We start from the raw sequence: 14,128 nt of genomic DNA, 5'->3' as shown, positions 1-14,128 counted from the left end.
ATTTTCAATTTAATTTGTGTTACCTCAAAAGTATTTGGAGAAGCTTAATGAAAACATACCCAGTACTAAGTATTTTAATTGGAATGTGTTTGTAGTAAGTGATTTATGAAAATCCATAAAACCGTATCTTCACAGAAAATCAATCTTGAAACACATTTTTAGCTGCTTACTTACCCTATATGCTTGTGTACTATCACACGCCCAACAAAGCGTATTAACCTGTGCAGATTTTAAAGAAGGCTCTTTTATTATTCCAATGGAGGAAAATATTCCCTTTGAAACCTTGATCATACGTCAAGGTGATGAGCAAAGAGAGGTTGTAGAGATTAATGGGGAAGTCTCAGAAGCGACTGTAAAAATGGTGTGGACAAGTGATTGTACCTATGAACTCCATTACATATCTAGTCATAATGATCCAGACTTTATAGATAGTGATTCCTTTAAAGAAACAGTCACCTATGTAGAAATTACAAAAATCGAAGATAGCTGTGCCTATATTATTGCTTCTGCTACGATTAAAGGTGAGTATGTACAAATGCCGGGAAGAATGTGTAAAGAAGAATTATTGTAGCTCTTTTATAAACAATCCTTTACGGAAACCCGTAACCCCATTCTTTACAGAAAAACGTATCTTCACGTTTCAAGTTTTCACCCCCTAAATTCAAAGTAAAATTGTACTGCAATACGGTATGTGTTGTGGTATGGGATTTTTATATTTACAGAGTAACCTAATAGATACAAATTAATGCCTCAAGAAAAGATTACGCTCTCTCAACTAGAACAATACCTATCTAAAGCAGCTTGGATTCTTAAAGGACCCGTAGATGCCTCAGATTTTAAAGTATATATATTCCCATTACTATTCTTTAAACGATTATCAGATGTGTATGATGAAGAATACCAACAAGCATTTGAAGAATCGGATGGAGATATTGAATATGCCTCTTTGCCAGAATTTCATCGCTTTGAAATTCCAGAAGGATGTCACTGGAAAGATGTAAGAGAAACTACAGTAAATGTTGGACTCGTGATTGAAAAAGCATTGAGAGGTATTGAGCAAGCCAACCAAGAATTATTATATGGCATTTTTGGAGATGCCCAATGGAGTAATAAAAACAAATTATCAGATCGATTATTAATAGATTTAATAGAGCATTTCTCGCAGTATAGTTTATCCAACTCTTTGGTTGAACCAGACATGTTAGGAAATGCCTATGAATATTTAATCAAGCACTTTGCAGACTTAACAAACAAGAAAGCAGGAGAGTTCTACACCCCTAGATCGGTGGTGCATTTATTAGGATTGATACTAGACCCGCATGAAGCCGAAACCATTTACGACCCTGCCTGCGGGACAGGAGGGATGCTCTTAGAATGTGTAGATCATTTAAAAGAAAATAAAGAAGATTATAGAACGCTTAGATTGTTTGGTCAAGAAAAAAACCTGACGTCTAGTTCTATCGCACGAATGAATATGTTTTTGCATGGCATAGAAGACTTTCAAATTGCCCGAGGAGATACCTTAAAAAACCCTGCTTTTTTTGCTGCCGATGGTCTAAAAACATTTGATTGTGTGATTGCAAACCCTCCTTTTTCGTTAAAAGAATGGGGAGCAGAAAATTGGGTCAATGATCCTTATGGTAGAAACATCGCTGGAGTCCCACCAAAAGGAAATGGGGATATGGCTTGGGTACAACACATGATAAAATCAATGAATAGTAATGGTCGTATGACAGTGGTCTTACCTCATGGCGCTTTATTTAGAAAAGGAGCAGAAGGAAAGATCCGTAAGAAACTCCTAGAAGATGATTTGTTAGAAGCCGTTATTGGTTTGGGGTCTAATATTTTTTACGGAACACAATTAGCTGCTTGTGTGATGGTGTTCAAACAAAATAAAGAAGCCTCGAAAAAAGATAAAGTACTGTTTATTGATGGATCAGATCAAGTAAGAGTGGGTCGTGCACAAAACTACTTAGAGACAACTCATGTAAACCAATTGTTTGATTGGTATCATACGTATGATGATGTAGAAAACTATGTAAAAGTGGCAAGCATCGATGAGATTATAGAAAATGATTTCAATTTGAATATCCCTTTATATGTAGAAAAGATTATTGAGGATAATTTACCTAACGTAGAGGAGGCTTTAGCTGATTTAAAGCTCGCTTGGCGCGAAAGTCAAAAAGCAGAGGAGAAATTTAAAACGATTTTAAAAGAGTTTATATAGTATGGCTTACGAAAAACCAATAACCATAAAAGAAGCTATCACAGCTATACAGGATCAAGAATTTATTCTACCGTCAATACAAAGGGAGTTTGTTTGGGGAACTTATCAAATTGAAACATTATTTGATTCTTTAATGAGAGACTATCCAATTAGCACTTTTTTATTTTGGAAAGTAAAATCTGAAAATATTGATAAGTTTAAGTTTTATCGGTTTCTGAAAGATTATCATCAAAGAGATAATAAACATAATCAACCAGCAGATATAAGTTCAGAGAAAGATAGAATAGCCATTTTAGATGGACAGCAAAGACTAACTTCTTTATATATTGGACTTAAAGGAAGTGATTCCAGAAAATTACCTAAATACCAATGGAGTAGTGACTATGCTTTCCCTACAAAGAAATTGTATGTAAACTTGTTAGAGAAATCTTCAGATTCAGATAGAGAATATGATTTTCAATTTTTGTCAGAGGATGATTTGAATTGGTATGAGCATGAAACAGAAAAAAAGTATTTTTGGCTTAAAGTAGGTGATGTTCTTGGATTTAAAGATATAACCGAAGTAATGCAGTTTTTAGTGAAAAACAAATTAATGGATAGTTCATTATGGACTCAAAATGAAATTGATTTTTCAATGAATACGCTTTCAAAATTATTCAAAGTAATTTGTGAAAATGAAACCATAAATTTCTTCTTAGAGAAAAGTGAAGAACTAGATAAAGTACTTCAAATTTTTATTAGAATTAATAGTGGAGGAACAAAGTTGAGTTATTCTGATTTATTATTGTCTATTGCAACAGCGCAATGGAAAAAGAAAGATGCTAGAAAAATAATACATGAATTTGTAGATAAAATAAACGCAATTGGAGGAGGGTATTCTTTTAACAAAGATATTGTATTAAAATCCTGTCTTGTTTTGTCTAATATAAAAGATATTCGTTTTCATGTAGACAATTTTAGCTCAGAAAACATGAGTAAGATTGAAGATGAATGGGATGATATTTCAAGTGCGATTACATCCACTATAAAACTAATCTATCATTTTGGTTTCAATAATAAAGCGTTAACTGCAAATAATGCTATTATACCCATTGCTTACTTTATTAAAAAACATGGTATTTCAGAATCTAATTTACTAAACCATTCAAGTCAAGAAAATAACAGGAAACTAATAAAAGAATGGCTAATTCGCGCTTTACTTAAAAAAGTATTTGGTGGCACGCCAGATAGTTTATATCCTGTTTATAGAAACATTATAAATCAAAATGAAGGAGATTTTCCTTTAGAAGCTTTAATAGAAAGATACAAAGGGAATAATAAGTCCTTAGAATTTTATGAAGATAATATAGAGCATCTATTAACTACTAATTACGGTAGTTCATTTGCTTTTATGGTCCTTAGTTTGATTTATCCTTTAAAAGGAAGTTATGAATTTCATCAAGATCATATGCATCCAAAAACCTTTTTTACTCATAAGAAATTGGAGAAATTTGGAATTGAAACTTTTGATGAAAGAGAAGCTTACATCTCAAGATATAATTCTTTGCCAAATTTACAATTAATAGAAGCTGTTGAGAATAAACAAAAGAATGCAAAGAAGTTAGATGTATGGTTAGAAGAAGCTTACCCGTCAGAACAAGAGCAATTAGCCTTTAAACATATGCATTTCTTTCCCGTTGATGAAAGCGTTACATTTTCAAATTTTGTAAACTTTTATGATGCAAGAAGAGAGTTGTTAAAACAAAAATTAATAGAAATATTAAATGTTAAGGTTGTTGAAACTGAAACTATAAATAATATTCCAAACTAAATGACCCAACAAAACCTAGAAAAATACCTTTGGGGAGCAGCAACCGCTTTACGTGGTACCATAGATGCAGGCGATTACAAACAATACATCTTCCCGTTATTGTTTTTTAAACGTATTTGTGATGTATATGACGAAGAGTTTGAAAAAGCATTGCAAGAAAGTGATGGCGATTTAGAATATGCAGCCTTTGCCGAGAACCATCATTTTATCGTACCTGAAAATGCCCATTGGAACACCGTACGCGAAACCACAACAAATGTAGGTGTCGCCATACAAGACGCTATGCGTGCTATAGAAAAAGCCAATCCAGAAACCTTATACGGTATTTTTGGAGATGCCTCTTGGACCAATAAAAATAGATTAAGCGATGCAACCTTAACCAACCTTATAGAACATTACTCACAACACAAACTCAATTTAGAAAACGTCCCCGATGACCAGCTAGGAAATGCATACGAATATTTAATTAAAGAATTTGCAGACGATTCTGGACATACCGCAGCCGAGTTTTACACCAATCGTACCGTTGTAAAACTCATGACCATGATCATGGACCCACAACCTGGAGAAAGCGTGTACGACCCAACCTGTGGTTCTGGAGGGTTGCTTTTAAACTGCGCCCTACATTTGCGTGATGAAGGAAAAGAATACAGAACCCTTAAATTATACGGACAAGAAATTAACCTCATTACCTCTGCCATCGCACGTATGAATATGTTTATGCACGGTATAGAGGAGTTTAGCATTGTTCGAGGCGATACCTTAGCACAACCTGCTTTTTTAGAAAACGATACCTTAAAAACTTTTAATGTGATCCTGGCGAACCCACCTTATTCCATCAAAGCATGGGATCAAAAAGCATTTACTAATGATCCTTTTGGACGGAATCTTTGGGGAACACCTCCACAAGGATGTGCAGACTATGCCTTCCAACAACATATCCAAAAGAGTTTAAATGCTACAAATGGGCGTTCTATTTCATTGTGGCCACATGGGATGTTGTTTAGAGATAAAGAAGCAGTGTTACGAAAGAAAATGATTGAAGAAGATTTAGTAGAATGTGTGATTGGTTTAGGGCCAAACTTATTCTATAATTCACCAATGGAAGCTTGTTTGTTAATTACAAAAAACAATAAAAGTAAAGAGAAGAAAGGGAAAATCCTTTTTATCAATGCTGTGGAAGAAGTAAAGCAAGAAAAAACAATGGGTTTTTTAGAAGAAAAACATATTGATAAGATATTTAAAGCCTATCAAGGTTTTACAAGTAAAGAGAATTTTGCTGCTTTACAGACTAATGAAGAAGTACTTTCTAACAATGGGAATATGTCTATTAGTTTGTATGTGAGAACACAACACTTAAGTATGCAAGTTAAAGACAAGTTTGAAGATGTTTACGGTAATTGGGAAAATTCATCAAAGCAATTGAAAAAGTCTATGAGTGAACTATTTGAAATTCTTGAAGATTAATGAAAGAAATATTGGATAAGAAAATTAAAATAGATAAATCAAATTGGCAACAAGTCAAATTTGGAGATGTAGTTTTTGAACCTAAAGAATCTACAAAAGATCCTATTGGAGATAAAATTAAGCATGTTGTTGGTTTAGAACATATCACGAGTGAAGATATTCATCTTCGAAAATCAAACAGTATTGAAGAAAGCACCACATTTACAAAGAAGTTTGATGTAGATGATGTATTATTTGGAAGACGACGAGCCTATTTAAAAAAAGCGGCTCAAGCTCAATTTAGTGGTATTTGTTCTGGAGATATAACCGTATTTAGGGCAAAAGAAAATCTATTACCAGAATTATTACCATTTATAGTACATAACGATAAGTTTTTTGATTATGCTATTAAACACTCTGCTGGTGGTTTATCACCTCGCGTAAAGTTTAAGGATCTTGCCAATTACGAATTCCTACTCCCATCAAAAGACCAACAAGTCCAACTTGCTAAATTACTTTGGGCGATGGATGATGTGATTGAGAGAGAGAATGAGGTTTTGGGAAAAGTTAGTATTTCTAAAAAAGCATTTAAAAAAAAATGGCTTATTAAATATAAAAATGGAATTAAAAATAAATTACCTAAAGACTATAAAATTTATCGTCTTTCCGAAATCGCAGATATTACAGGGGGATCCACACCTTCAAGAAATGAACCAGAGTTCTGGAATGGAAGTATTCCTTGGTTAACACCAACAGATGTAACAAAACATAATAAAATATTACTAGATCGAACTAGAGAATATATTACAGAAAGTGGCTTAAAAAATATATCTAATAGACTTTATCCAGCAGGTTCACTACTATATTGTTCAAGAGCAACCATTGGTTATGCAATTATTAATGATGTTCCCATGGCTACAAATCAAGGCTTTTCAAATTTCATTTGTAATGAAAAGGTAAATAACTATTTTCTTTATTTCCTTTTAGAACATCTAACCAGTGAGTTAACAAGACTCGCTGGTGGAAGTACTTTTTTAGAAATTTCAAAATCTTCAATAAGAAGATTTAAGGTCGTAATTCCTTCAAAAAACATTATGATAAATATTACAGGAAAATTATTAGAATATGAAAAAACTAGATTAGAACTTGAATCTAAAATTTCAAATTCCAAAGCTTTACAAAAGAGTTTAATTAATCAGGTGTTTTAGGGTATGGAAGAATATTATGAGCCAGATGAAACATGGGAAGTTTTAGGAACTAAAACCAAAGAAGCATTTGTTGCGAAGTATGTTGTGGTTGGAAAATTTCATGATGGTGTACCAGAAGATATCGTAAAGTCTTATGTGACGATAAGTCATATTATGGCGCATTCTTATTTTCATTACCCTATGTATGATGAAGCAATGTCAAAAGCACTGTTGGTTATGGAGATGACGGTAAAATTAAAAGCAAAAGAACTAAATATTGATTTAAAGTTACCTCCTAATAGAACAGGAACTGTTCGTGATAAAAATTTAAGCACGTTAATTGATGAAGTGTGTGCTATAGATGAGCTATCATTTTTAAAATCAGATTTTAATAGAGCAAGAGGTCTTAGAAATAGTAAAATGCACCCTGATCGACATGGTTTTGTGGGGGTGATGGGGCATACAGACGCAAATGCGAGGTTATTTATTAATATTATCAATCAATTGTTTTTAGATACAAAGACACTAAAAAAGTTTCATCAAAAAAATAATCAATTAGAGACTGCATTATCTGCATTTCAAAAGAGCTTACATGTATTAGAATTTCAAGATCAAAGAATATTAATAGATGGCTTCCATACATTTAAATACCGTGAGTTTGAAAATAATAAATTACTGTTACTTTATATAAATCCATTGACAACAAAAGTGCGAGAACTCTATGAAGAACATAAGTATCCTGATCCTTTAATCATCACATTTACTGATTTTAAGATACATAAAGAGCGTATTGAAGGTGTCGATCTTGAAGGAAAACCAATGAAAATTTATATAGATGATAAACAACAGAATTTGAAAACGTATTATGATTATAATATGGAATTAAGTAAAATTTCTGAGTCTGATATACACATGTATATCTTAGCTAGTGTTCAAGGTGCTTTATGGGATATGGAAAAGATTATTTATGAAAATTGTAAAATCAGTTTAATTTGATATTTATGTTATAAATTTTCAAAAAATTAAGATAAAACCAATAAAAATCAAATTTAATTGATTTTTAAAGCTATTTTTGGACTTATAAAACAAAAAGATAAACTATGTTAATTGATTTTAAATTTGAAAATTTTAGATCATTCCGTAAAAGTACTATTCATACAATGTTGGCTAATTCTTCTGATCAAAAGAAGGAAAATTTTTTTGAGATAGAAAATTCGGCTAATCAAAAATTTAAAATATTAAAGTCATCTATTATTTATGGAGCAAATGCGTCTGGAAAATCTAATACTATAAGAGCTTTATTTGAAATGTTAAATTTAATATGGCATAAACCAAAAGTAGATGATGAATTAAGGATTTTTGACCCATTTACTTTTAATTCTAAGAGTGAAGAAGAGCCATGTAGTTTCGATTTTACATTTTTAGGACCAAGTCAGATAAAATATAACTATAGTTTTAGTGTGTTGTTTGATGAAATAATACACGAAGAGTTAAACTATTACCCAAATGGAAAAACCACAAGACTTTTTACTCGTAATAAAAAGAGTAATTCAAATAGTATATTTCATAAAGGATATTTAGGTGATAGTATTGGTAAAAAGGAGATGACAATATTTAAAAATCAACTCTTACTTTCTAAATTTAGTGATGATGAACCACATGAATTACTCACAGAAGTGTATTTGTATTTTAAGTCTTATGAGGTAATAAACCCAACAAGTGAAGGTCATAAGAAATTTTTAAGAAGAAAAGTAGACAAGGAATTATTCGAAAACTTAGAGTTAAAAAACAAAGTTCAACAATTAATAAAAGAGGCAGATACAAAAGTTAATGGAATAGATATAGAAAAAATTAATGACGAAGATACTAATCTGAGATTTTTAAAAAATAATCCATTTTTAGTTTTTGGAATTCATGACTTTTTTGATGATGAATCTTTAAAAGGGGAAAAAAGTATTCCTTTGGATCAAGAATCAACAGGAACACAATCTTTATATACTTTAGGGGCTAAAGTTTTAAGTGCAATTCAGAATGGAAGTGTTTTGATTGTTGACGAATTAGATACAAGTTTACATCCTTTTATTACCAAAATGTTAGTTATGATTTTTCATTCTGAAAAAATTAACACTAAAAATGCTCAATTAATATTTACTACGCATGATGTTTCATTATTAGATCGTGATCTGATTCGTAGAGATCAAGTATGGATAACTGAAAAAAATGAGAAAGGATGTTCTGAATTATTTTCTTTGCAAGACTTCGATGGTTTAAGAGAAGATTCCCCTTTTGAAAAATGGTATTTAGCAGGAAAATTTGGCGGACTTCCTAAAATTAAATCTATTGATTCTCTATTTCAATTGGATGAGTAGTTTTAATAAAAACATATTAATAGTTTGTGAAGGAACAGGTACTGAACCGAAGTATTTTCAAAAATTAAATGATAGATTAATTGAAAAAGGGATTGAAGTTCAAATTACAATTAAACCTAGACCACCTGAATTAGAAGTTGGAAATCAATATGAAAAACGAACAGGATCTAAAAGAAGAGCTTTAATTCTATCGGAAGAAGAAAAGAAAGAAAACTCATTAGTAGAAGATGAGTATAAAGCACAACCAGTTGCTTATGTAAGAGAAGCTCAATTAGGCTTAATAGATGCTACATTCGATGAAACATGGGCTATTTATGACAAGGATGGACACCCAAAGCATAAAGAAGCATTTGAATTAGCTTATAAAGACATTGATGGGAAATATGTTAATATTGGTATTAGCTGTATAGCTTTTGAGTTTTGGATTTTATTGCATTTTGAAGCAAGTAATATAGCTTTTGAAAGAGCAATGTGTAGAACTGTTAATGATGGTAAAAAGGATTATCATTTTTGCGGGAATAAAACTCATGTATCAGATTGTGATGGAGATAATTGTGTTTGTGGAAGAATAGTAGCAGAAGGATATTTAAATTATTTAAAAGGCAAAAAGGATTTCTCTTTTGAAGATTACCACATTAATGTTAATCAAGCGATAATTAGAGCAATTGAATTAAAGAAAACGTATTCCCAAAATAAATCACCTATATATGATTTAAATCCAATTACTACAGTTTACAGGTTGGTTTATAAATTATTACATTTAGATAAGATAGATTTTATCTGGTTTGAATTTAGTGAGGATCAAAATATTGGGAATTTTAGAATAAGTTTTGAAAGAAACATAGAAATATTAATTATTCGTATTGAAATTCTTCAAATTAAAACAGAGATAATTAATACAGATTTAATATGCCTATTTGATATTGATGCTAATCTAAATGAATTTATTCCCAGACATGTATTTGGCAGAGGTGAGAATGACCAAATTCATATGATTGAATTTGATTTAAGTAGTATTGATGAATTTAAACCAGTTTTTGTTGGTTATAAGAAATCGTTTAATAGCTATTGTATAACAGAACTTTAAATTAGGCTTTTATGTCTTTCAACGAACTAAACAGTGTAGAAAACTACATCATTAAGCAACTCACAGGAGTTAACTTAAATGCAAATGAGGTTTCAGAAGATGCTGTACTATATGGTCGTTTTTGGCAGTACAAATCCCCACAAGAATTACAGCGTTCCACTAATGAGGTTTTGATAGAGAGTGATCTAAAAGCAGCTTTAATTCGTTTAAATCCAGCCATTACAAAAAATCCAGATCTGGCAGATGAGGTAATTTATAAATTGCGTGCCATCTTAATTTCTGTGCATCAAGTAGGTTTAGTACGTGCCAATGAAGAATTTTTCAAATGGTTACAAGGTGATAAAACCATGCCTTTCGGCGAAAATAATCGTCATGTGCCTGTACGATTAATAGATTTTGAAGAGTTAAAGAATAATGATTTTATAGCCACGACACAGTTTCGTATTCATCATAGAGAAACCAAAATCCCAGATGTCGTATTATTCATTAATGGGATTCCTGTGGTTATTGGGGAGGCAAAAACGCCCATTCGTCCATCTGTAAGTTGGTTAGATGGTGCACATGAAGTCCATGATATTTATGAGAATGCTGTGTCACAATTATTTGTACCCAATGTGTTCTCCTTTGCTACAGAAGGCAAAGAACTCTATTATGGGGCGATTAGAACGCCTTTAGATTATTGGGCTCCTTGGCGATTAGAAAATGATGAAGATGCTATTGCAAAACGTTTAGGACTTGGCGAAGTAGGGAAAGAATTATCAGATTTATTACATCCAAAACGGGTATTAGATATCCTACAAAACTTCTCTTTATTCACGACTAATAAAAAGAAACAACGTATCAAAATAATCCCTAGATTTCAGCAATATGAAGGAGCAAATAAAATTGTAGATCGTGTAAAAGAAGGAAAGATTAAAAAAGGACTCCTCTGGCATTTTCAAGGATCGGGGAAATCCTTATTAATGGTGTTTGCTGCTCAAAAATTAAGACGCGAGAAAGACTTGAAAAGTCCAACGGTTATTGTACTTGTTGATAGAACGGATCTAGATACCCAAATCACAGGCACGTTTAACGCCGCAGATATTTCTAATGTAGAGACGACAGATAATATTAAACAGCTTCAAACATTATTAGAAAATGATACAAGGAAGATTATCATTTCTATGATTTTTAAGTTTAGGGATGCCAAACCTAATATGAATACGCGAGAGAATATTATTGTTCTGGTAGATGAAGCACATAGAACACAAGAAGGTGATTTAGGACGTCAAATGCGTGCTGCTTTACCAAATGCCTTTCTGTTTGGTTTAACAGGAACTCCTGTGAATAAAGCAGATAAAAATACGTTTTGGGCTTTTGGTGCAGAAGAAGACGAAGGAGGATATATGTCACGGTACACCTTCCATGATTCTATTAGAGATAATGCAACCTTGCCATTACATTTTGAACCACGACTAGTAGATGTACATGTAGATAAAGAAACACTGGATAAAGCCTTTGCAGAATTTAAAGAAAGCACCGCTTTAACCGATGAAGAAGCAGATGCTTTAAATAAGAAGTCGGCTAAAATGGCTGCCTTTTTAAAATCACCAGAACGTGTGGCTAAAATTGGGAAAGACATTGCTACTCACTTTAAAGAGAAAGTGGCACCACATGGTTTTAAAGCAATGATTGTAACTCCAGATCGGTATGCATGTGTACAATATAAAGAAGAACTGGATAAGTACTTTCCTGTAGAAGCAAGTCGTGTTGTTTTTTCTACTTCAGCTAATGATAAATTAGATTTCAAACAAAAATGGGGAATTGATAAAGGGCAGCAAGAAAAAATTGTAGATGAATTTAATGATGCATTGTCTGATTTACAATTCATCATTGTAACAGCAAAACTCTTAACAGGTTTTGATGCGCCTATTTTACAAACTATGTATCTAGATAAATCGATCAAAGATCATACACTACTTCAAGCAATTTGTAGAACCAATAGATTATATCCTGAAAAATCCTTCGGTAGAATTGTAGATTATTTTGGTGTATTTGATGATGCCGCAAAAGCATTGCAGTTTGATGAAGAAAGTATACAAACAGTCATCTCTAACTTATCAGAGTTAAGAGATAAATTGCCAAAAACTATGAAAGAAACCTTGTCTCACTTTATAGGTGTTGATAGAACTCTAGATGGTTTTGAAGGTTTGGAAGCGGCACAAAATGCTATTCATAACAATGATAAAAAAGATGCTTTCGCGAAAGATTATAAGTACCTGTCCAAACTATGGGAGTCTTTATCTCCAGACACCATCTTAAATCTTTATCAAGAAGATTATAAATGGTTGTCTCAAGTATTTGAATCGGTGAGGCCAGCGGCTGATAACATTGGGAAGTTACTCTGGTTTTCTTTAGGAGCAGAAACGACGAAGTTGATTCATGAAAATGTACATGTGGGAGAAGTACATCACTTGGACGAATTTATACTAGATGCTGATGTTATTGAAGATATATTTAATAATCCAGATCCGAAAAGTGCTAAAAAATTAGAAAAACTTCTAATAAAACGCTTCAAAAAGAATGCAGGGAATCCTAAATTTAAATCTTTAAGTGAGCGTCTTGAAGAACTTCGAGATCAAGCGGAACAGGGGTTAATTACCTCAATAGAATTTGTGAAAGAGCTTTGTAAATTGGCAAAAGAAACTGTTGAAGCAGAGAAAGAACTAGAAGAATTATTAATTGAAAAAACACCAAAAGCAGCATTAACTGAATTGTTTATAGAACTAAAAACTGATAAAACACCAGCAGTTGTGGAGCGTATTGTTGAAGACATCGATGCTATTGTTAGAATTGTTCGTTTTGATGGATGGCAAAAAACAAGTTCTGGTGAACGTGAAGTGCAAAAATCACTTAGAAAAGCGTTGCTTAAATATAAGCTCCATAAAGATCAGATTTTGTTTGAGAGGGCTTACGCTTATATAAAAGAATATTATTAATCCCCATACCCGATCCGTTCTCGAATCCCACCACTCGCACGATGGATAATGACGTCTGCTTTCTTTCTTTTAGCTAAAACCTTGGCTTTGTTAATGGCGGTACTCTGTTTACGATGCTTGGAGGTAATCCGTTTATTCCCTTCACGACGTACCGCCCAACCATCTTCATAAGGGACTACATGTTGATGCCAGGTTCTTTTTCTCGATGTGCCACTTAAACTTTCAGAGATGGCTTTTGCAAGATCTAAGATGAGCTGTTTCCAGGATTTGTCTTTGGGCATAGTATTGTAATTATAGATGTTGAAGATACTGCTTTTTAGCATTTTGATCTATTTAGTTATTCGGTCATTTCGGTACAATTTGCTTCCAGCAAATCACCCAATGTCCTATGATTATTGAAAACTAGAACAAGGTGACTGAGTGATTTTCGCGTAAGTGGAAATTGTACCGAAGTCCCGAATTTGAAAACTAACGTAAGGTGGCTGAGTGGTTTCGAAGTATGAGAAAATGTATCGAAGCCACCGTATTGCAACTATCGAGATTGTACCCAAGTCGCCTTTGATATACTATTTTTATACCCTAATTTTACATAAAAAAATGAAATCTTCCTTTTCTCAAATCATCAACTCAGAAACCCCTGTTTTAGTCGACTTCTATGCAGATTGGTGTGGGCCGTGTAAAATGCTTGCTCCTATTTTAAAAGACCTTAAAGAAGAACTAGGTGATGCGGTTAAAATCGTCAAAATAGACGTAGACAAAAACCAACCTTTAGCAGCCAAATACCAAGTAAAAGGAGTTCCAACTATGATCCTATATAAAAATGGCAAACAAGTCTGGAGACAATCGGGTGTGGTTCAAAAAGAACAATTGAAACAAGTGATTACTGGAAGTTAATTTATAAAGCCGGCATTTCGGTACTATTTCAAAGTTCTTTTTCAGAACTCTGAAATCACTCAATGTCCTAAACATTGTCACAATGTATGGTAGTTGAGTGATCTTATGTTTTCGCGAAAGCGTATAAAAA

The 14,128-nt window shown here is 32.6% G+C and carries 11 protein-coding genes; 10 read left to right on the top strand and 1 reads right to left on the bottom strand.

All coding sequences use genetic code 11. The features are described from left to right. Positions 1-145: 145 nt before the first annotated feature. The 9 genes from ABJD27_RS14190 to ABJD27_RS14150 all read left to right on the top strand — a co-directional run bounded on the left by ABJD27_RS14190 (position 146) and on the right by ABJD27_RS14150 (position 13,104). Complete coding sequence (locus ABJD27_RS14190; RefSeq protein WP_348168688.1) at positions 146-571, top strand: hypothetical protein; 426 nt, start codon at positions 146-148, stop codon at positions 569-571. A gap of 174 nt (positions 572-745) precedes the next feature. Beyond that, the gene (locus tag ABJD27_RS14185; protein ID WP_348168691.1) at positions 746-2,227 is read left to right on the top strand and encodes a class I SAM-dependent DNA methyltransferase; all 1,482 of its coding nucleotides are present in this window, start codon (positions 746-748) and stop codon (positions 2,225-2,227) included. A gap of 1 nt (position 2,228) precedes the next feature. After that, on the top strand, positions 2,229-4,037 hold the full coding sequence (locus tag ABJD27_RS14180) for a DUF262 domain-containing protein (protein WP_348168693.1): 1,809 nt from the start codon (positions 2,229-2,231) through the stop codon (positions 4,035-4,037). Further along, positions 4,038-5,504 carry a class I SAM-dependent DNA methyltransferase gene (locus tag ABJD27_RS14175; RefSeq protein ID WP_348168696.1) on the top strand — a complete coding sequence of 489 codons (1,467 nt, stop codon included), beginning with the start codon at positions 4,038-4,040 and terminating at the stop codon, positions 5,502-5,504. It begins immediately after the preceding gene. After that, on the top strand, positions 5,504-6,691 hold the full coding sequence (locus ABJD27_RS14170) for a restriction endonuclease subunit S (RefSeq protein WP_348168699.1): 1,188 nt from the start codon (positions 5,504-5,506) through the stop codon (positions 6,689-6,691). The genes ABJD27_RS14175 and ABJD27_RS14170 overlap by 1 nt, the downstream gene beginning before the upstream one ends. A 3-nt stretch (positions 6,692-6,694) precedes the next feature. Next, a complete protein-coding gene (locus tag ABJD27_RS14165; protein WP_348168702.1) occupies positions 6,695-7,666 on the top strand; it encodes a hypothetical protein in 972 nt (323 codons plus the stop codon). Positions 7,667-7,770: 104 nt separating this feature from the next. Further along, a complete protein-coding gene (locus ABJD27_RS14160; RefSeq protein WP_348168705.1) occupies positions 7,771-9,039 on the top strand; it encodes an ATP-binding protein in 1,269 nt (422 codons plus the stop codon). After that, positions 9,032-10,126, top strand: coding sequence for an RloB family protein (locus ABJD27_RS14155; protein WP_348168708.1), 1,095 nt, complete (start codon positions 9,032-9,034; stop codon positions 10,124-10,126). The genes ABJD27_RS14160 and ABJD27_RS14155 overlap by 8 nt, the downstream gene beginning before the upstream one ends. A gap of 11 nt (positions 10,127-10,137) precedes the next feature. After that, positions 10,138-13,104, top strand: coding sequence for an HsdR family type I site-specific deoxyribonuclease (locus tag ABJD27_RS14150; RefSeq protein ID WP_348168711.1), 2,967 nt, complete (start codon positions 10,138-10,140; stop codon positions 13,102-13,104). On the opposite strand, the gene ABJD27_RS14145 is transcribed toward ABJD27_RS14150, so the two are convergent. After that, positions 13,101-13,385 carry a DUF2188 domain-containing protein gene (locus ABJD27_RS14145; RefSeq protein ID WP_348168714.1) on the bottom strand — a complete coding sequence of 95 codons (285 nt, stop codon included), beginning with the start codon at positions 13,383-13,385 and terminating at the stop codon, positions 13,101-13,103. The genes ABJD27_RS14150 and ABJD27_RS14145 overlap by 4 nt on opposite strands. Positions 13,386-13,701: 316 nt before the next feature. Here ABJD27_RS14145 and trxA point away from each other — a divergent pair, with 316 nt between their 5' ends. Further along, on the top strand, positions 13,702-13,998 hold the full coding sequence (gene trxA, locus ABJD27_RS14140) for a thioredoxin (protein WP_348168717.1): 297 nt from the start codon (positions 13,702-13,704) through the stop codon (positions 13,996-13,998). The last annotated feature ends 130 nt before the right edge of the window (positions 13,999-14,128 follow it).

The organism is Dokdonia sp. (assembly GCF_039945015.1).
Lineage (GTDB): Bacteria > Bacteroidota > Bacteroidia > Flavobacteriales > Flavobacteriaceae > Dokdonia.
This window is presented reverse-complemented; position numbering and strand designations above follow the sequence as displayed.